Annotated in this window: 14 protein-coding genes and 1 tRNA gene; 6 read left to right on the top strand and 9 right to left on the bottom strand. The window is 65.7% G+C overall.

What is annotated here, in order from left to right:
• Positions 1-64: 64 nt before the first annotated feature.
• Positions 65-1,342 carry an oxygenase MpaB family protein gene (locus tag ON22_RS00125; protein WP_051156994.1) on the bottom strand — a complete coding sequence of 426 codons (1,278 nt, stop codon included), beginning with the start codon at positions 1,340-1,342 and terminating at the stop codon, positions 65-67.
• A 231-nt stretch (positions 1,343-1,573) separates the two neighbouring features.
• Between ON22_RS00125 and ON22_RS00120 the strand changes: the two genes are divergently transcribed.
• Positions 1,574-2,245 carry a TetR/AcrR family transcriptional regulator gene (locus ON22_RS00120; RefSeq protein WP_063820509.1) on the top strand — a complete coding sequence of 224 codons (672 nt, stop codon included), beginning with the start codon at positions 1,574-1,576 and terminating at the stop codon, positions 2,243-2,245.
• A 282-nt stretch (positions 2,246-2,527) separates the two neighbouring features.
• Here the strand turns inward: ON22_RS00120 and ON22_RS00115 are convergent.
• The 8 genes from ON22_RS00115 to dnaA all read right to left on the bottom strand — a co-directional run bounded on the left by ON22_RS00115 (position 2,528) and on the right by dnaA (position 15,697).
• Positions 2,528-2,601 (bottom strand) — tRNA-Ile (locus ON22_RS00115).
• Positions 2,602-2,777: 176 nt separating this feature from the next.
• Positions 2,778-3,836, bottom strand: coding sequence for a DUF3566 domain-containing protein (locus ON22_RS00110; protein WP_033243773.1), 1,059 nt, complete (start codon positions 3,834-3,836; stop codon positions 2,778-2,780).
• A gap of 39 nt (positions 3,837-3,875) precedes the next feature.
• Positions 3,876-6,377, bottom strand: a complete 2,502-nt coding sequence (gene gyrA, locus ON22_RS00105; protein ID WP_033243772.1) for a DNA gyrase subunit A — start codon at positions 6,375-6,377, stop codon at positions 3,876-3,878.
• 72 nt (positions 6,378-6,449) lie between these two features.
• Positions 6,450-8,495, bottom strand: coding sequence for a DNA topoisomerase (ATP-hydrolyzing) subunit B (gene gyrB, locus ON22_RS00100; protein WP_033243771.1), 2,046 nt, complete (start codon positions 8,493-8,495; stop codon positions 6,450-6,452).
• A 303-nt stretch (positions 8,496-8,798) separates the two neighbouring features.
• Positions 8,799-9,365, bottom strand: a complete 567-nt coding sequence (locus ON22_RS00095; RefSeq protein WP_033243770.1) for a DUF721 family protein — start codon at positions 9,363-9,365, stop codon at positions 8,799-8,801.
• 353 nt (positions 9,366-9,718) lie between these two features.
• Positions 9,719-10,942: a DNA replication/repair protein RecF gene (gene recF, locus ON22_RS00090; RefSeq protein WP_081595220.1), complete on the bottom strand. Its 1,224-nt coding sequence runs from the start codon at positions 10,940-10,942 to the stop codon at positions 9,719-9,721.
• Between the two features lie 187 nt (positions 10,943-11,129).
• Positions 11,130-12,305, bottom strand: a complete 1,176-nt coding sequence (gene dnaN / locus ON22_RS00085) for a DNA polymerase III subunit beta (protein ID WP_033243769.1) — start codon at positions 12,303-12,305, stop codon at positions 11,130-11,132.
• 1,700 nt (positions 12,306-14,005) lie between these two features.
• A complete protein-coding gene (gene dnaA, locus ON22_RS00080; protein ID WP_506329729.1) occupies positions 14,006-15,697 on the bottom strand; it encodes a chromosomal replication initiator protein DnaA in 1,692 nt (563 codons plus the stop codon).
• Positions 15,698-16,840: 1,143 nt separating this feature from the next.
• On the opposite strand from dnaA, the gene rpmH reads away from it, so the two are divergent.
• From rpmH to ON22_RS00060, 5 genes are all read left to right on the top strand, one after another.
• A complete protein-coding gene (gene rpmH, locus ON22_RS35380) occupies positions 16,841-16,984 on the top strand; it encodes a 50S ribosomal protein L34 (protein ID WP_081595219.1) in 144 nt (47 codons plus the stop codon).
• Between the two features lie 98 nt (positions 16,985-17,082).
• Positions 17,083-17,478, top strand: coding sequence for a ribonuclease P protein component (rnpA, locus tag ON22_RS00075; RefSeq protein ID WP_033243767.1), 396 nt, complete (start codon positions 17,083-17,085; stop codon positions 17,476-17,478).
• On the top strand, positions 17,475-17,822 hold the full coding sequence (yidD, locus tag ON22_RS00070) for a membrane protein insertion efficiency factor YidD (RefSeq protein ID WP_051156993.1): 348 nt from the start codon (positions 17,475-17,477) through the stop codon (positions 17,820-17,822). Before rnpA ends, yidD begins: the two co-directional genes overlap by 4 nt.
• A gap of 4 nt (positions 17,823-17,826) precedes the next feature.
• The gene (gene yidC / locus ON22_RS00065) at positions 17,827-18,921 is read left to right on the top strand and encodes a membrane protein insertase YidC (RefSeq protein ID WP_033243766.1); all 1,095 of its coding nucleotides are present in this window, start codon (positions 17,827-17,829) and stop codon (positions 18,919-18,921) included.
• An 80-nt stretch (positions 18,922-19,001) separates the two neighbouring features.
• Complete coding sequence (locus ON22_RS00060; RefSeq protein WP_033243765.1) at positions 19,002-19,553, top strand: Jag family protein; 552 nt, start codon at positions 19,002-19,004, stop codon at positions 19,551-19,553.
• Positions 19,554-19,665 lie beyond the last annotated feature (112 nt).

Here is a 19,665-nt window from a genome sequence, read left to right as displayed (position 1 = left end):
TGCGAAACAGTAGCGTTCCGGCACGTACACCGTCAAACAAGCCTACCCGGCGAGAACCGGTCGCTCACCGGCGCAGGGCACCGGTGGCCTCGAACTCCGCCTCGCGGCCCTGCATCTGTTCGCGGTACCAGTTCTCCCGATGCCAGAGCATCGCCTTTTCGTGCAGACGTCCGATCGGTGGTACTCGCCGCGCCAATTCCACCGCGGTGACCAGTGGAATCCGGGCGATCGGCAGCAGCACCCAGGGCAAGGCCGCCGGCATCCGGTACTTCCGGCGGGTGGTGGGCAGCATGTACAGGGCAGAGTAGGCGGAGTTGATCCGATAGTTGTAGTGCGCTCGCAGCCGGGCGAATCCGCGCTGCTCCGGGCGGGGCGCGAAGGCCGCCGGATAGGACTCGATGAGTTCGGCGCCCTGCTCGCCGGAGTCGTGGGCACGGGCGACCAAGGTCATCGCCATGACCCGCAGGGTGTCGGGCACGGTTTCCGGATGCCAGGTGAGCCGGACGCCGAGCAGATAACCCATGTACTTCTGGAAGTGCAGCAGCGCCCGGAACTCCGCCGGAGTGGTTTGGTAACCGAGCGCCCACAACCCCAATCCGGGGATGGTGCTACCGGCGATCAGTGTCAGCAGTTGGTAGGTCTGGCTGATCGGCAGACCCCACCGTTCGGTATCCCATTCAGGGTGCCGTTCTACGCCCGCACGCACCGAAACGTGCATGATCCGCACCTTCAAGGCGGTGGCCCGGCCCTGCGAACCGGGCGTCAGCAGAGCGCCGGGCTGGGATACATCCATCCAGAACCGGCAGGTTTCCAGGAATCGGCGCAGCGCGCTGTCGCCGGCGTAGCCACCGGCCAGGGAAAGCGGGGTGGCGACGGCGGATTCGGTGTACATCTCCAGGGTTTCCGCGCCCGCGAAGCTGAACAGCATGGTGCCCCACCGGCGCCAGACCGCCGCCCCGCGTTCGACCAGTTCCGGACGCACCCAATCGGGCACGGTTTCGAATTCGTCGAACAGCGCGCGCATCGACGGCGGTGGATCGGTGATGCTGTCGATACCGTCGCGCAGTGCGGTCTCGAGCAGTCGCCGCCCGTTCTCGCGGTCGTCGCCGGCGCGCATGACCTCGGCGACGAACCGTTCCGCCACCGGGTCTCCGGCGAACATATCCGCGCACAGCGCCTTCGCCTGTTCATCGGCCGGGAAGAGGTCGGTACCGGTCACAGCGCGTACCAGCCGTTCCACCGCCCGTACCCGCGGGTTCGCCCGTGCCTGCCAGTAGCGGAAGCCCTCGGGGCATCGAACGGCCGCGTCTTCGGTATCCGGTGTCACCACTGGTATCGACATCTCTGTCCTCCCTGCCGAGCCGGCCCGTGGCAGCGCCCTGACCGTTGCCACGAGCCGGCTCCCGCCACAGACCATACTTCAATGTATGGAGTAACAGTACTCAACCGTATGGAACACCGGAAGGTCATATTGCCCCGGAATTACACCCCCGGCGATATGCGGTGGACTGCCCGCGGCAACGTAATCACCCGATCCTCCGAGCCCGCCGAACGCCTCCCCTACCATCGGTGTATGGGACTCAGCGGCGAACGGTCGGAGAAGATAACGGCGGGCTCCGACGCCGCAGAACCGCCCGCTGCCCGAGCCACGCCGCGTCGGCCGAAATCCAAAAAAGCCCAGGCGCAGCAGCGGCAACGCCGGCGCACCGCACGGCTCTCCTACGACGACTGGGTCGACGGCGCCCTGAATCTGCTCTCGCGCGAGGGGATCGGCGCCATCAAGATTCAGCGGCTGTGCCAGGAACTGGGCGTCACAAAAGGCAGCTTCTACTGGCATTTCGACGATATCGAGCAACTCATGACGGCCATGGCGGACCGTTGGAGTGCGATACAGAGCCGAACCGTACGCGATATGGCCGCCTTCGCGGAGATCCCAGTGGAGGAACGGATCGAAAAAATGGCGGCCATGCTGGTGGATCAACGCCACTGGATCGTCGAGACCAGTGTGCGGGAATGGTCGCGCAGCAATCCGAAGGTGGCGGCCGCGGTACGCAACCTGGATCAGCGCGTTTTCGAAACCGTCAAACGGACCATGCTGGACCTGGGTTTCGACGAAAACCAGGCCGGGATACGCGCGGGCGCGATGGTCTATATCGGCCTCGGATTGATCCACGGCCGGGACAATCTGCCGACACCGTCCACCGCACAGGTGTCCTCGGTTATCGAGCTGCTGGCCCGGCCGTGATCAACGGCGGGCGATCGGCCCGCCGGAAACGACGTCAGCGAGTGGTGACCTCGTGCCACATATCGGCCTCATCCCGCTTACGCAGCTTGCTGATGCCGATGAGAACCGCAGCGATAATTCCGATGGTGAGAACGTATTTCATTTCTTCAGCCTAACTCTGTGGGACGGCGCCGGCTCATCCAGGACCGGTGATTCCGGTACCGAGGACGAGCCGGTTTCGGAGGGAAAGGAAAACGACCTCCGAACCGTTTCCGGTGGAGGTCGTCGATGTATTGCAGAGAGTGGGTCTAGGAGGACTTGAACCTCCGACCTCTTCGTTATCAGCGAAGCGCTCTAACCGCCTGAGCTATAGACCCGTGGTTTCGACCGCCGATAGAAGGTGACTTTTCCTACCGGAACCGGCCGAGAACAGAGACTACCCGAACGACCGCCTTACAACCAAAACTGCTGGTCATAGCCCCGGTGGGATTCCACCAATCCTGTCCGGCGGCCGGTGCCCGCATCCGGGCACCGGCCGCCGCGTCGACCGGATTCAGTCGGGGTCGGCCAGGGTGACCTGGATACCGCCGACCATATCGCAGCACTGGTTGTAGATGAACGTTCCGACGGTCGCCAGCGCGGTGAACAGCACCACGTTGATCAGCCCGATCACGCCGGCATAACCGAAGACCGTCCCGGCGTCGATGAGCCCGACCGAGCCGCTGTCCGGCGACACCATATCGGTGAAGGTGCTGTTGAGCCGCTCCCAGACACCCATACCCGCCAGCACCATGTACAGCAGCGCAACCGCGATCATCCAGACGAAGAACATGGCGATACTGATCACCAGGGTGATCTTCAGCGTCGACCACGGATCGATCCGCCGGACCTGCACCGTGGCCCGCAACGGTTCGCCACCGAGCACCGCCTGCGGTAGCCCCCGAGGGGCCGCCGCCGAGGCCGTGGGCCCCGACGACACCGGTGGGGTGTAGGCGGGCGGCGGGGTGTGCTGCTCGGGCGGCAGCGGATGCCGGATCTCGGAGAGATCGGGCATATCCTTGGCCAGCTCGGGCCGGGCGATACTGCGAGTAGGCCCGTCCAGGCCAACGGATTTGGCCATCGCGGCTTCCTTGCGGGCCGCCTTGGCCGCCAGATCGCTGGTGGTGCGGGCATTGGTCACCCCGCCGCTCAACCCGACCGAACGCGGCTGGGCCCCACCCACCGGGGTATGCCCCGGTCGCGGCAGATTGGACTGGGGCTCGCGCTGCGGCAACTGCGACCAGCCCTCCTGGAACCGGCCCTGGTCGCCACCGTTACCGCCACCGGACTGCTGCTTCTGGTCGCCGGACCCCTGAGGGCCGGGGTTCGGCGATCCGGAATTACGCGATTCGGACGCGAATCCGCCCTGCTGCTCCTGATTTTCGGGCGCGGAACCATCGGTGGGCGCGCCGCCGGATGCATTACCGCCCGGCTGCCCACCGCCGGCCTGGTCGTTGTCTGCGGCATCGCCCGCCCGCTGGGTCGGGCGCGGCGAAATCGGGGACGGGGTGACCCTCTCGGTCACACCGTTCGTCTGCTGCCGCTCGTCGCTCGGCTGTTTCGGAGTGGTCAATGGGAATCCTCGGATCCGTTCTTTGCCGCCGATATGGGTTTACTGCTCGGGGGAATCGCCACCGTCGATCTGCTCGGGCTCGTCGGCGTTACGTGCGATCGCAAGCAAGGTATCGCCCTCGCCGAGGTTCATCAATCGCACGCCCTTGGTCTGCCTACCGGCCTTACGCACCTGCCGGGCGGCAGTGCGGATAACCCCACCGCTGGACGTGATCGCATACAACTCGTCGTCGTCGTCGACGATGAGCGCTCCCACCAGGGTGCCACGCCGGGCGTCGAACTGGATGGTCAATACACCTTTTCCGCCGCGTCCCTGGGCTGTGTACTCCTCGATGGCGGTGCGCTTGGCATAACCACCGGACGTCGCGACCAGCAGGTATGTCCCGTCGCGGACGACATTCAGCGATAGCAGCGCGTCCTCGGCGTTGAACCGCATGCCCTGCACCCCCGAGGTGGCCCGGCCCATCGGGCGCAACGCCTCATCGGTGGCGGAGAAACGGATCGACTGTCCCTGCGCCGATACCAGCAGCAGATCGTCCTCGGCGGAACACAGTACGGCGCCGACCAATTCGTCGTTGTCGCGGAGATTCACCGCCACGATGCCACCGCTGCGGTTGGAATCGAAGTCCACCAGCCGCGACTTCTTGACCAGGCCCTTCTGCGTGGCCAGCACCAGGTAGGCCGCATCCTCGTAGGACTTGATCCGGATCACCTGAGCGATCTTCTCGTCCGGCTGGAAAGCCAGCAGATTCGCCACGTGCTGCCCGCGAGCTGTGCGGTTGGCCTCCGGCAATTCATATGCTTTGGCCCGGTACACCCGGCCTTTGTTGGTGAAGAACAACAACCAGTCGTGGGTGGAGGTCACGAAGAAGTGCCGGACGATATCGTCCTGTTTCAGGCCCGCGCCCTGCACACCCTTGCCGCCCCGCTTCTGGCTGCGGTACAGATCGGTCTTCGTGCGTTTCGCGTACCCGGTCTCGGTGATCGTGACGACCACGTCCTCACGGGCGATCAGATCCTCGTCGGCGACATCGCCGTCGGCGGAAACGATCACTGTCCGGCGGTCGTCGCCGTAGCGTTCGACGATCTCGGCGAGTTCGTCGCGGACGATCGCGCGCTGACGTTCCGGCTTTTCCAGAATGTCCTTCAGATCGGCGATTTCGGCCTCGAGCTTGGCCAGTTCGTCGACGATCTTCTGCCGCTCCAGCGCCGACAGCCGACGCAACTGCATATCCAGGATGGCGGTCGCCTGGGTTTCGTCGATATCCAGCAGTTCCATCAGGCCGGTACGCGCGGTCTCGGTATTGGCCGACCGCCGGATCAGCGCGATAACGGCGTCGAGCTGATCCAGCGCCTTGACCAGGCCGCGCAGGATATGAGCCCGCTCCTCGGCCTTGCGCAGCAGGTAACGGGTGCGCCGGATGATCACTTCGAGCTGGTGGGCGACGTACAGCCGGATCATCTGGTCCAGCCGCAGCGTCCGGGGCACGCCCTCGACGATGGAGAGCATATTCGCGCCGAAACTGGTCTGCAGCTGGGTGTGCTTGTACAGGTTGTTCAGCACGACCTTCGCGATCGCGTCCCGTTTGACCGTGACCACGATGCGCAGACCGGCCCGATCCGACGATTCGTCGTGGATATCGGAGACCCCGGCGATCCGGCCGTCCTTGACCTGCTCGGCGATCGCGTTGATGAAGTTATCGGTATTGACCTGGTACGGCAGCTCGGTGATGACGATGGTGGTGCGGCCGCGGGCGTCCTCTTCGATCTCCACCACACCGCGCATCTTGATGGAACCGCGTCCGGTGGTGTAGGCGTCGTGGATGCCCTGGGTCCCGACGATCAGGCCGGAGGTCGGGAAGTCCGGACCCTTCACCCGCTCCATACAGGCCGCCAGCGTGGCTTCTTCGTCGGCTTCGTGGTTGTCCAGCGCCCAATAGATGGCCTCGGCCAGCTCGTTGAGGTTGTGCGGCGGAATATTGGTCGCCATGCCGACCGCGATGCCGTTGCTGCCGTTCATCAGCATATTCGGCACACGGCTGGGCAGAACGACCGGTTCCTGGGTCTTACCGTCGTAGTTCGCGATGAAATCGACGGTGTCGTGGTCGATTTCGCGCAGCAGTTCCATCGCGAGCGGCGTGAGCCGGCACTCGGTGTAACGCATGGCGGCCGCACCGTCGTTACCGCGGCTGCCGAAGTTGCCCTGGCCGTCGACCAGCGGGTACCGCATCGCCCACGGCTGCGCCATCCGCACCAGGGTGTCGTAGATGGCCGAGTCGCCGTGCGGATGGTAATTACCCATGGTGTCGGCGACCGGGCGCGCGGATTTCACGTAACTACGGTCGGGCCGGTATCCGTTGTCGTGCATCGCGTACAGGATTCGGCGGTGCACCGGTTTGAGGCCGTCGCGGACCTCGGGCAGGGCGCGGCCCACGATCACGCTCATCGCGTAATCGATATAGCTGTTCTGCATCTCCTGCTGGATATCGACCGGCTCGATCCGGTCGCCCGCGCTCTCCGGCGGCAAGGTTGTATCGGTCATTCGATCTCCTAGGTACTGGCGATATACGGCGGAAGCCGCGCGTGGTGTGCGCTGCGGGCGAAACCGCCGGGCCTACACGTCGAGGAAGCGGACGTCCTTGGCATTACGAGTGATGAAGCTGCGACGAGCGGCGACATCCTCACCCATCAGGACGCTGAACAGCTCGTCGGCGGCTGCCGCATCGTCCAGCGTCACCTGACGCAGGACCCGGACCGAGGGATCCATGGTGGTTTCCCACAGCTCCTTCGGATTCATCTCGCCGAGGCCTTTGTACCGCTGGATACCGTCGTCTTTGTTGATCTTCTTCCCGGACGCCAGACCCGCTTCCAGCAGGCCGTCGCGTTCCCGGTCCGAATACGCGAATTCGGGCTCGGAGCGCTGCCATTTCAGCTTGTACAGCGGCGGCTGGGCCAAGTACACATGCCCCTGTTCGATCAGCGGACGCATGAAACGGAACAGCAGAGTCAGCAGCAGCGTCGAAATATGCTGGCCGTCGACATCGGCATCGGCCATCAGCACGATCTTGTGATAGCGCAGTTTGGCGATATCGAATTCGTCGTGGATACCGGTGCCGAAGGCAGTGATGATCGCCTGGACCTCGGCGTTCTTGAGGACCTTGTCGATCCGGGCCTTCTCGACATTGATGATCTTGCCGCGCAGCGGGAGGATCGCCTGATACATCGAGTCGCGGCCGGATTTGGCCGACCCGCCGGCGGAATCACCCTCGACGATGTAGATCTCGGACTTGCTCGGATCCTTGGACCGGCAGTCGGCCAGCTTGCCCGGCAGGCCACCGATATCGGTGGCGCTCTTACGCCGCACCAGCTCCCGCGCCTTACGGGCGGCGAGCCGGGCCTGCGCCGAGGACACCGCCTTGTTGACGATGGTCTTGGCATCCGCCGGGTTCGCCTCGAACCAGTGCGCGAGATGTTCGTTGCAGGCACGCTGCACGAACGACTTCACCTCGGTATTACCCAGCTTGGTCTTCGTCTGGCCCTCGAACTGGGGCTCACTGACCTTCACGCTGACAATCGCGGCCAGACCTTCACGGATATCGTCACCGGTGAGGTTGCCGTCCTTGTCCTTGAGGAGTTTCTTCTCCTTGGCGTACCGGTTGACCACGGTCGTCAGCGCCGCCCGGAAACCCTCTTCGTGGGTGCCGCCCTCATGGGTGTTGATCGTGTTGGCGAAGGTGTGGACCGATTCGGAGTACCCCGAGTTCCACTGCATCGCGACCTCGAGTTCGTGCCCGGGGCCCTTACCGTTGAACGAGACGGCCGAATTGTGAATCGGCTGCTTCGTCCGGTTGATATGCCGGACGAAATCTTCGAGGCCGCCGGGGTAGTGGTATGTCCGGGCCTTCACCTTGTGCTCGACCGCCGGCTTTTCGCCGCCCTCGTCGTGCTTGGGTGCTTCCGCGGTCTCGCTCACCATTTCGTCGGTGACCTCGGTGGCGCTGACCCGCTCGTCGGTCAGCACAATGGTCAGGCCCTTGTTCAAGAAGGCCATTTCCTGCAGGCGCCGCGAGATCGTCTCGAAGTTGTAGGTGGTGGTCTCGAATATTGCGGGATCGGCCCAGAACCGGATGGTGGTTCCCGTGGCCTTGGTCGGTTCTCCCTGTACCAGCGGGCCGGGAACGGCGTCCTTGTAGGTCTGGCTCCAGTGGTAGCCGTCGGTATCGACCTCGGCCTCGAGCCGGCTCGACAGCGCGTTGACGACCGAGATACCGACACCGTGCAGACCGCCGGACACGGCGTAGGAATCGGAGTCGAATTTGCCGCCGGCATGCAGCTGGGTCATGACGACCTCGATGGTCGGGATGCCCTGGTCGTGCATGGCCACCGGGATTCCGCGACCGTCGTCGACGACTTGGACGCCACCGTCGGCGAGGAGCGTGACCTCGATCTTGGTCGCGTATCCGGCCATCGCCTCGTCGACCGAGTTGTCCACAACCTCCTGGATCAGGTGGTGCAGGCCACGCTCGCCGGTGGAGCCGATGTACATGCCCGGGCGCAGCCGCACCGCCTCGAGGCCTTCCAGGACCTTGATGGAGGAGGCACCGTAATCTTGTTTGTTCGATGCACTCGAACCTGATGCTTTGGAGTCTTTGGCAGCCACTGGTCGGTAGCTCTCCTTACTTGCTGTTCCCCGGGACGGCGGTGGGACAGCGCACGTGGGCCCGGCACAGATAAGAGGGCTGCACACAACGCGCCGAAGGTATCGCCGCTGATTTACGTTTCCATCTTACTTCGCAGCCCAACTTACAGTGCATCTGCGACACCCCTGACAGCTCCCAGGATGGGAGAAATCGGACCGGCACGGGTCCCCTCGCGAAGCGACCGTTTTCGGACCATCAGATTCGTCCTCAGAGTTCACTGAAGGCATCCGGCTCGCGCGGCCCACGGTGCAGGCGAAACAGGGCTACCCGTAGGTGTCACGCGGACCCCGGCCGCGGATATGCCGTTCGCCTTTACGCCAGCTCGGTGCGGTCGGCCCCGAGATACGCAATGAGCGGACCACCCCGGGCCCGACGGCCGCGGTGATCTTCGCGAGCAACTGCGCCTGCAGCAACCGCAGCTGGGTGGCCCAGGCCGTGGACTCGGCCGCCACGCTCAGCACACCGTTCTCGAGTTTCACCGGTTTCGCATGCGCGGCGATATCCTCGCCCACCACACCGGACCAGTGCCCGAATACCGTCCCCTCGGCCACCTTGGTGGACCAGCCACGGCTACGCGCGATGGAGGTCGCGAGTTTGGACAACGGTTGCGGATCGCGTTCGTCGGGACGCGGCCCCGACCAACCACTACGCCGGCGGGCTCCGCTGCGGGAGCTCCGGCGGGGTGACGACCGCCCCTGGCCCACGGATTTGCCACTCGCTCGCGCGGCGGCGCGAGCCTCTTCGAGCGCACGGCGGGCCAGGTCGATTCCGCGCAACTCCGGTTCGGCCGGCGGTACGGCGCCACCGGGATTTCCGGGCCGGTCGGTCATCGTTGCGCTCCGCTCACCAGCCGAGTTATCCCCAGGGTCGGCCGGCATCTGCTCGAGTTGTGCACATCCGGAGGTGCTACCTCGGGATCGCCTCTCCATAATCGGACATACGCCCTATCCCAGGACATAATCCCTGTTCAGGGCGGGTATTTCGATTGCCGGCGCATGTTGCCGCCGATCACACCGAGTCGAGACCCGGGTGCGGGCCGACGACCTGGGCCGACAAGTTATCCACAGGCTGTGGATAACTGTGCACTAGGAGCCGGACGGGGGATAACGGCCCGGCGTATCGGCTCACTCTACGAATGCCCCGGCCCGGGTGCAAGGTACCGGCCGCTGCGTGTTCACTGTGCTCACCGTTCGCCGGCAACCGGCTGCGGCGGGTTCTCCCCGCCAGGCTGCGCAGACTCCGGTACAGGTTCATCGGCGACTGCGGAGATCCGGTGTTCGGGGTCACCGGTGGTCGTCACCCGCAGGGTGGTCCCGGCCAGCTCGCCGGGCACATCCTCGGGCACAGCGGCGGTGATCAGTACCTGCTCCGCATCGGCCGCGACCGCGGCGAGGGCGGTCCGGCGGCGGCGGTCGAGTTCGGCGAAGACATCGTCCAGCAGCAGCACGGGTTCGGATCCACCGGCCCGCAGCAATTCGAACGCCGCGAGGCGCAGAGCCAGCGCGAACGACCAGGACTCCCCGTGGCTGGCGAACCCCTTGGCGGCCGTCTCGCCGAGCAGGAGATCCAGGTCGTCGCGGTGCGGGCCGACCAGGCAGACACCTCGGTCGAGTTCCTTGGAACGCGCCCGGGCGATCTCCTCGAGCAGCACCTGTTCGAGTAACGCAGGATCGTCGGTGTGCGGCTCACGCGCCGGATCGAGTAGTCCGGCCGGAAGCGCGGCGCTGCGATACCCAACGGTCGCCGGGCGCGATTCGGGGGCCAGCGCTGCATAGGCGCGAGTGACATACGGGTGCAGATCGTGCACCAGGCGTAGCCGTTCGGCGAGCAGAACCGATGCGTGTCCGGCCAGGTGGCCGTCCCACACATCGAGTGTGCCGAGATCGGCCCTGCCCGGCCGGCCCGCGGTTTTCAGCAGCGCCGACCGCTGCCGTAGTACCCGGTCGTAATCGGCGCGGACACCGGCCAGGCCGGGCCGGCGCGCGGTGCACAACTCGTCGAGGAAGCGGCGGCGCTCCCCCGGGTCGCCGCGCACCAGCGCCAGGTCTTCCGGGGCGAACAGCACCGTGTGCAGGATGCCCAGGATTTCGCGTGGCCGGCGCACGGGCGACCGGTTGATCTGCGCCCGGTTCGCGGTGCCGCGGTTGAGCTCTACATCGACGCGCAACTCCCGGCCCAGGTTGATCACATTGGCGCCGATCCGAGCCCGTTCGGCGCCGGTACGGATGAGCGGGGTGTCGGCGGATACCCGGTGTGACCCGAGCGTCGACAGATAGCCGAGGGCCTCCAGGAGGTTGGTCTTACCGTTGCCGTTTGCCCCCAGGAAAACCGTAGGGCCTGTGGATAACTCGATCTCAGCATGTTCCCAGGAACGGAAGTCATACAAGGTCAGAGCACGAATATGCACCAGTTCACACCATCCAGCAGGCACTCGCGAAGTTATCCACAGCTGTGGATAACTTGCGTCGACGCAGGTCGCGGCGCGGGTTTGCGGAGATATCGCTCTGCCCGGGCCTCGCGATCGAGGCGGTCACGGGCACCCCGGCGGCCGGCGTGGATCGGCGCCGGCGAAGCGCTGCCGAACCCACGCCCGCTCAGCCCGGCAACCGGACCGGCATCAGCAGGTAGATGTAATCACTGTCCAGGGCCGGATACGCACCGCTCTCGAGCGGTTCCGGCTCCTCCTCACGGGCCGGGAGCAGGACAGCGGGCCGGCTCGGCGTGGTGAACCCGAAGGTGACCCGGTCCGAGCGCAGGGCGGACAGGCCGTCGATGAGATACCCGGGGTTGAAGGCGATGGTCAACGGCTCGCCCCGGAAGTCGGCGGTCAGCCATTCCTCGGCCCGGCCGGCATCGTCGCCACCCGCCGACAACTGCAAACCCTCGGGGGAGAACTCCAGCCGCACCTGGGCACCGCGCTCGGCCACCAGCGCGACACGTTTGATCGCCTCGGTGAGACCGGCCACCGCCAGGGTGGCGATCGACGTGTGCTCCTTGGGCAGCAGCTGACGGAACTTCGGGAATTCGGCGTCGAGCAGCCGGGTGGTGGTCCGGCGGCCACCGTTGACGATGCCCAGGAGGCCGTCTGCGCCCGCACCGGAGCCCAGCGAGAGCTGAACCGGCTGATCGGAGGCACCGAGCGTTTTGGCGGCTTCGGAGAGGGTACGGGCAGGGATCAGCACTGCGGTTTCGATATCGGTACGGGCGGGCTGCCACTGGATATGGCGCACGGCAAGCCGGAACCGGTCGGTCGCCGCCAGCACCACCTGCGGGCCCTCGATCTCGACCCGGATACCGGTCAGCATGGGCAACGTATCGTCGCGCCCGGCCGCGATGGCGACCTGGCCCACGGCCTCGGCGAACACATCCACTACCAGCTGCCCGCTGGACTGCGGGACCTCGGGCAACTGGGGATAATCCTCGACCGGCATCGTGGGCAGGGAGAACTTGGCACTACCGCACTGGATCAGCACGCGGCTGCCGTCGACGGAGACGTCCACCGGCTTGTTCGACAGCGCCTTGGTGATATCGGCCAGCAGCTTGCCGGAGACCAGCACTTTGCCCGGTCCGGCGACCTCGGCGGCCACCCGCATCTGAGCCGATACCTCGTAGTCGAATCCGGAGACGGTCAGCCCGTCGTCGTCCGCAACCAGCAGGACTCCGCCGAGAACCGGGACCGGCGGGCGAGACGGCAGACTGCGCGCCACCCATGCGACCGATTCCGCGAAATCCTCACGCGCGACCCGAAACTTCATGCCTGCAAGGTCCATCGCCCGAGGTGTCCTCTCCCGTTCAGTGTGGATCGGTGGCTGTGCTGCCCCGTGTATCCCGCCGCGCCGATTCCGCCGCACGGCGATGTTACGGCGGCCGCGGCGCCGGCCGACCGCCGGAGAATTCTGGCACACGACCGACTTAAGACCGTACCCCGTTTCGCCGCACTGGATCGGCCGCCCCTCCGTGTGGAGGATACGTCGTCGCACCGGCACCGGACCAGCCCACAACGGGTCCGGGTAACTCGCGGGCGTGTTGCGCGCCGCTGTGCACAGTCTGCTGATCGGCGAAGTACGGGTTCGTCCACAGATGTACCGGAGCAGAGCTGTGAACAACTCCGGAGTACGTGTTCCGCCCGCGGTGTGCACTGACGGGGAAGCTCGGCGGGTGGTGGTCGCGCGTGACCGGTTGGTGCCGCTCGGCGCTCGGGCCTGGAGCGCGAGAAGGCGCATGCGCCCCAGGGGCAGTGAGGGACGTGCCGAGTGTCCCGGAGTCCGCTCCCGCCCGTCCGTGTGTGGTTCCGGGACCGACTTCGTTCGTGCGGTGCGTTCGAGACTTGTCCACACATCCTGTTTTCAAGAGAAATTTTCTAGATGAAGAACAGGGGTAGTAATAGGCCCTGTGGAAACTGTGGATTTCCGTCGTTTGACCAGCTCAGACGGCGTGTCTGCCTGTGGACTGCCATGGGATAACTCGAGGATGAATCGGGGCAGCCTGTGGACAGGATTTGTTGTCCACACAGCGTCCACAGTTCATCCCCACGTTGGTCCCCAGAATCCGGGCAGTTGTACACACTGTGTACGAATCGGTGGATAACCTGTGGATTCCTCGAGGAATCCTCGAGGAATCCACAGGCTGTCCCCAGGCCTCTGACCGGAAGAGCGCTGTTCAGTGGGTGTGGATGAAATCGCCTGTGGAAACTGTGGATAAACAGGCTGTGGACAACTTACGCACCCGACGGCCCCAACACTGTGGATGGAGCAGTGGATAACCTGTGGATTCCACAGCCGATTGCATCCCAAAGCCGCTGGTCAAAGCGTTAACAGGGTGTTAGCGACACACCTGTGAGTATTTCCGACACGCCCGCGATGCGCCCAGACCGCCCCGCGGCCCCTTTTGACCACTCTCGGCACGGTCTCGCGAAGCCGCCTGCGACAGCGGAACTTCCACCATCGAAAGCCTCCGGGAGTGCCGGGCGGGCTGCGGTCGGCTCGGCACCCGGGACATGGAACGGTTCGGATACCCCCATACCCCCCATATCTGCCTGGAGGGCAACTGGACTCCGGTTTCCGGGCTGATACCGGCGGCCACACACCTTCCGGCCCTAACAGCACCGCACAGTCGGCGCCTACGTGCGGCGGGAGCCTTCTCAGCCGCAGGTCGGGTCGCCGGGTTCGGGTTCGGGAGTGTGCGCCCTCTGCGTGTACGGGCTCGGGTTCGGCGCTATCTCACCGGTCTGGTCGGTGGATCGGCGCCACCGTGGCGCGAGTCCCGCTCGACCGCGAAGCTCCCGCCGCGCCCGCATCACAGCGGTCCGGAGGATGCGGTGTGGACCGGGGCCGCGGCGAACCGAGTTGCCTCGCCACAGTGTGCACACGGCTGGAGAGGATCGCGCTCGAGTCGGCACCCGCGCCGCGTAGTGAGCAGAGGACGAGTTACCGCCGCAGCGGGGCGACAGTACCCGCCACCCGCAGGCGAATCAGCGGGAGCGCTGTTTGATACGGGCGGTGAGTTCCTGAACCTGGTCGTAGACCCGGCGCCGCTCCGACATCTCCTTGCGGACCTTCTTCTCCGCGTACATGACCGTCGTGTGGTCACGGCCGAAAGCTTGGCCGATCTTCGGCAGGGAGAGATCGGTGAGTTCCCGGCACAGATACATCGCGATCTGGCGGGCCTGAGCCAGCGGGCGAGCCTTACCCGGCCCGGTCAGCTCCTCCATCGACGTATTGAAGTACTCGGCGGTGACGCCCATGATCGTCGACGCGGTGATCTCGACGTCCTGCGATTCGGGCATCAGATCACGCAGCACCACCTCGGCCACCGACTGATCCAATGGCTGGCCGTTCAACGAGGCGAACGCCGTGACCCGGATCAACGCGCCCTCGAGTTCGCGGATATTGCGTTCGACCCGGCTGGCGATCAACTCCAGCACATCGTGCGGTACGTCCAGGCGGTCCATCCGCGCCTTCTTGCGCAGGATCGCGATACGGGTTTCCAGTTCCGGTGGTTGTACATCGGTGATCAGGCCCCATTCGAACCGGGTCCGCAGCCGCTCCTCGAGGGTTGCCAGCTGCTTCGGCGGCCGATCCGAGGACACCACGATCTGCTTGTTCGCGTTGTGCAGCGTGTTGAAGGTATGGAAGAACTCCTCCTGGATACCTTCCTTGCCCTCGATGAACTGGATATCGTCGACCAGCAGGATGTCGGTTTCGCGGTAACGGCGTTTGAACGCCACCTTCCGGTCGTCACGCAGACTGTTGATGAAGTCGTTGGTGAATTCCTCGGTGGAGACGTACTTGACCCGCATTCCCGGGAACAACCGCTGCGCGTAATGGCCGGCGGCATGCAGCAGATGGGTCTTACCCAAGCCGGACGCACCCCAGACGAACAACGGGTTGTAGGCGCGGGCGGGCGCCTCGGCGATGGCAACCGCCGCGGCGTGGGCGAAACGATTGGACGCGCCGATGACGAACGTTTCGAAGGTGTACTTGGCGTTCAGGCTCGCCGACGGTTTGGCCGTATCACCGGCATCGGACGACTTGGCGAAGAAAGTCGGCCAGGAATCCCGGACATTGACCACCGTTTCGTCGTCGCGGTGGTTGTCCGGTGCCGGATCGATACCCGAATCGCGGACGCTTTCCCGCAGGCTGTCGCGGTCGGGGTCGCGCAGCGGATCCCGCGGCGCGGTATCGGCGGCCGGGATATCGGGTGCGAAAAGTGTTTCCTGAGCCGGTCGGGCTGTTCGGCGCGGCGGCAGGGTCGGGTCGATATCGGCTACCGGCTCCCGGGCCGCGACGCCCGGTTCCCGGCCGTTGCCCACAGTTTCGCCGAGGTCGGTGCGGGCGGACGCGTAGCTGTCGGGATAGTCGGCGCGTGGATACTCGCGTTCCCGTTCGTACTCCGGTTCCCGGGTGTACTCGGCCGCGGGCGGATAGTCGCGGGGGTATGCCCGGGGCGTGGCATAGGTTTCCACGGTCGGCGGGTCCGACTCGTGCGAGTCGGCCGAACCGCGGGCGAAGTCGTTGTCGTGCGTGCGGTACTCGGCGCCCGGTGCGGAATCCGCACCGTGTGGCAACTCGGGCAGTGTCGAACGCCGCACGGGGTCGGCACCGGCGGGTTCCGGACCGCGTGGGCGGGTGGGATTACGGGGCAGTTCACCGGTCAACGGCAGTTCGGCTTCGTGCGAGAACTCCGCGGCCGGGAAGCGGGACTCGTCGGGCTGCCTCGGCCCACCCGGAAAATCGGGACCGCGCGCGAGGCCACGCGCGGGATAAGCACCGGCCTCGGGCTCCCGGATCGGTTCGGGGCGCCACGGCGGTTCGGTCGCCGCGGGGGTGAAACCGGTCGGCGCCCGGCCCGGACCGTTGCCGCCGAAGGGCTCCGGCCGGGGGGTGACGGGCTCGGGGCGACTGGTCATCCGGGCATGCCGCGGTGGGCCGGGTTCGGACCCGGCGGTGGGTAACGGCGCGGCGATCCGAACGCCGAGGCCTTCCACCTGCGGGCCGAGCCTGCGACCCAGCGAGCGCAGGATGGGCTCACGTAGATCGCGTTCGATTGCTTCCTGGGCGATCGAGGACGGAACCGAGAGCAGTGCGAAACCCTGGACGACCATCAGCGGTTTCACCAATTTGAGCCAGGCCTGCTGGGCCCGGGTCACCGCGCCGATGGCACCGTCGGGCGAGCCGGTGGTCAACTCGGTGACCACCTCCGGCCACACGGTGGCCAGTACGTTCTGCTCGTCGTCCATCCAGTGTCCTCCCCGGGAGTCGGTTGCTCGGCGCAGACGTCCGGGGCTCGCGGTGCGTCTACTGTACTGGTTCGTTCCAGTGACACCGCATACGTCGCTCACCGAACCTGCCGCATCCGACGGATACGGCGCCCGGGGCGCTGCCCGGAACCCCCTCTTCCGGCTGCGGCGTGGCACCGTCGGCCCTACGAATATGCCATTCACAGGGTATTTCCACACAATTATCCACAGATGTGGACAATCTCCCGGGACCGCCGTTGCGGTCGCGCGCTGCGCCGGACCGAGCGCGAGTGCTCCACCTGCGGCCCGTCCGGGGCGCGGGTGGTGAGGGTGACTATCGCCACCGCCGCCGGTGACCGGGCCGGACGGCGAACGTGACCCCGATCGGGCCCGGAGGGCCGAGTTTGACCCGGTAGAACTGGATAAGTACCCTCATACAGTCACCCTCGGCGTGGTGACCGCCCTGTGCTGACCACCTTCCGGGGCGGTGACGCCGAACCGACATCGAGAGAATCACCGAAAGCTTCGGGTGCCGTCGGGTGCCCACCAATTCGAGGAGTGTTGACCGTGGCCAAGGGCAAGCGGACGTTCCAGCCGAACAACCGTCGTCGGGCGCGGGTCCACGGTTTCCGTCTCCGGATGCGGACCCGTGCGGGCCGCGCCATCGTCTCCGGGCGGCGCCGTAAGGGCCGCGCCGGCCTCACCGCCTGATTTCCGACCGAGCTCGATGCCCGGTCCGCCGAACCTCGTGGCCTACGCCGCCGGTAATAGTGCCGGTTCGGCGGCTTCGATGATGTCCGGGTGCCCGGGTGCTTCCTGAGCCGCACCGGCTGCATCAGCGTGCCGATTTCTCCCGGACGGTGCGACGCGGTCGGCGCGCGGGAAAGCGGGACCTGGTCGTTCATGTTCTGGTGGATGACCCGGATCCGGGAGATCCCGGCGTCCGGGTCCGATTCGGTGGCCCGCGATTCGGGCTGATCGTCAGCAAGGCGGTGGGTCCCGCGGTCGTCCGGCACCGCGTGGCCCGCCGCCTGCGTCATATCTGTGCCGAACTGACCGCGGATATCTCCGCCGAGGTGGATATCGTGATTCGCGCTCTCCCCGGCGCCGCCGGCGCCGACAGCGACGAGCTGCGCCGCCAGCTGCGTAGCGGACTACGCAGGCTGGACCTCCCGGCGGCGGCCGATTCGGGCGCCTCGCGATGAGCCTCCGTACTTCACCTATCGCCGCCGTCACTCGATGGCCGGCAAATATTCTGATCTTCTCGATCGAGCTGTATCGGACCTACGTCTCCCCCACCCGGATGCCGGTCTGCCGGTTCACTCCCACCTGTAGCGAGTACGCGGTGACCGCCCTGCGGACCCGTGGACTGATTGTCGGCGTCGGACTGACGGTCGTGCGATTGGCCAAATGTGCGCCCTGGCACCCTGGTGGATGGGATCCCGTGCCGGAGCGGCAGCGCAGTGTCGGCCACGACGACCCGCGGCCCAAAGCTTGTAAGGGATCACCGCACGCGGTGATCGGTGACACTACCGACGGGAGTGCATAGAGCCGTGCTCGATTTCATCTACTACCCGGTGTCCTGGATCCTCTGGTTCTGGCATCGGGTATTCGGCTTCGCGTTCGGGGCCGATAACGGCCTGTCCTGGGCGCTGTCCGTGGTTTTCCTCGTCTTCACGCTGCGTCTGGTGCTCTACAAGCCATTCGTGAAGCAGGTTCGTACCACCAAACAGATGCAGGAACTGCAGCCCCAGATCAAGGAGCTGCAGAAGAAGTACAAGAACGACCGCCAGAAGATGGCGCTGGAGATGCAGAAGCTCCAGAAAGACCATGGCTTCAACCCGCTTATGGGATGTCTGCCGATCCTGGCCCAGGTGCCGGTCTTCCTCGGCTTGTTCCACGTATTGCGCTCGTTCAACCGGACCGGTCACGGCTTCGGCCAGCTCGGTATGGATCCGTACACCAACGCTCATACGCCGAACTACGTCTTCAACGTCGAGGATGTGCAGTCGTTCCTGAGTGCCCGTATCTTCGGCGCCCCGATTTCCGCGTTCATCACCGCGCCGGTCGAGGAGTTGCAGGCCTTCGCCGATTACGGTGGTACCCCGAGCCGGCTGAGTATTGCCCTGGTCTCGATTCCCCTCATGGTGATCGCCGCGGTCGCGACCCACTTCAACGCACGCGCGTCGGTTGCCCGGCAGAGCGCGGAGGCTGCGGCCAACCCGCAGGCCGCGATCATGAACAAGCTGGCGCTGTGGGTTTTCCCGTTCGGTGTCCTGATCGGTGGTCCGTTCCTGCCTATCGCCGTCCTGCTGTACTGGGTGTCCAACAACATCTGGACCTACGGCCAGCAGCATCTCGTCTTCGGCCGGATGGCCAAGGAAGACGAAGCCAAGAAACAGGCCAAGCTGGAGAAGCAGGCGCAGAACGCCCCCAAGCCCGGCGCGAAGCCGGTCGACACCCGGAAGAAGCAGCCGGCCAAACCGGCCGACGGTTCCGAGGAGGCGGCCGCCGACGGTACGGCCGAGGCGAACGGTTCGAGTCCTGCCAAGACGAATGCCAAACCCAAACAGTCGGGCCAGCGCCGGCCGGGTGGTCAGAAACGGTCCGGCAACCGCGGTCGCGCGAACCAGAAGCGGCGCCGCTGACCCTTTCCCCGCAGACCCCTTGTGATCGGGACACCGGCCGACGGGCGGTCGGTGTCCCGGCGAGCAGATAAAGGAAACATATGACACTCGAGACCGAAGGTGGCGACGCCACCGCCAGCGCAACCTCGACCGTGGTGGAGCCGGACGCCGTGGATTCGGCGGGCGACGCCGAGGAAGCGCTCATCGAAGAGGGCGAGATCGCCGGCGACTATCTCGAACAGCTTCTCGATGTACTCGACTTCGACGGTGATATCGACCTCGACGTCGAAGGTGATCGCGCGGTGGTCAGTATCGACGGCGGCAAGGATCTGACGAGACTGGTCGGGCACAGCGGTGAGGTACTCGACGCACTCCAGGAACTGACCCGGCTCGCCGTGCAGCAGGCGACCGGCGTTCGGAGTCGGTTGATGCTCGACGTGGCCGGCTGGCGGGCGAAGCGGCGTGCGGATCTGAGCGCCTTGGGCGCGGCAGCCGCGCAGCGTGTACTGGATACCGGATCGCCCGAGCAGCTCGCCCCGATGACGCCGTTCGAACGCAAGATCGTGCACGACGCGGTCGCCGCGATCGACGGGGTTGCCAGCGAGAGCGAGGGCGTGGAGCCGAACCGGCGCGTTGTTGTCATACCGGACTGACTCTCCCGGACCGGCCGAGTAGCCGGAAGTCCGGTGGATGCGAAGGGCCCGAGTCCCCGTGACTCGGGCCCTTCGCACATCCAGGTCCGGCTGGTCGAGAACGATCGGGTGC

The organism is Nocardia carnea NBRC 14403, assembly GCF_000308515.1.
Taxonomy (GTDB): domain Bacteria; phylum Actinomycetota; class Actinomycetes; order Mycobacteriales; family Mycobacteriaceae; genus Nocardia; species Nocardia carnea.
Note: the sequence above shows the minus strand (reverse complement) of the source record. Positions and strands in the feature narration are given on the sequence as shown.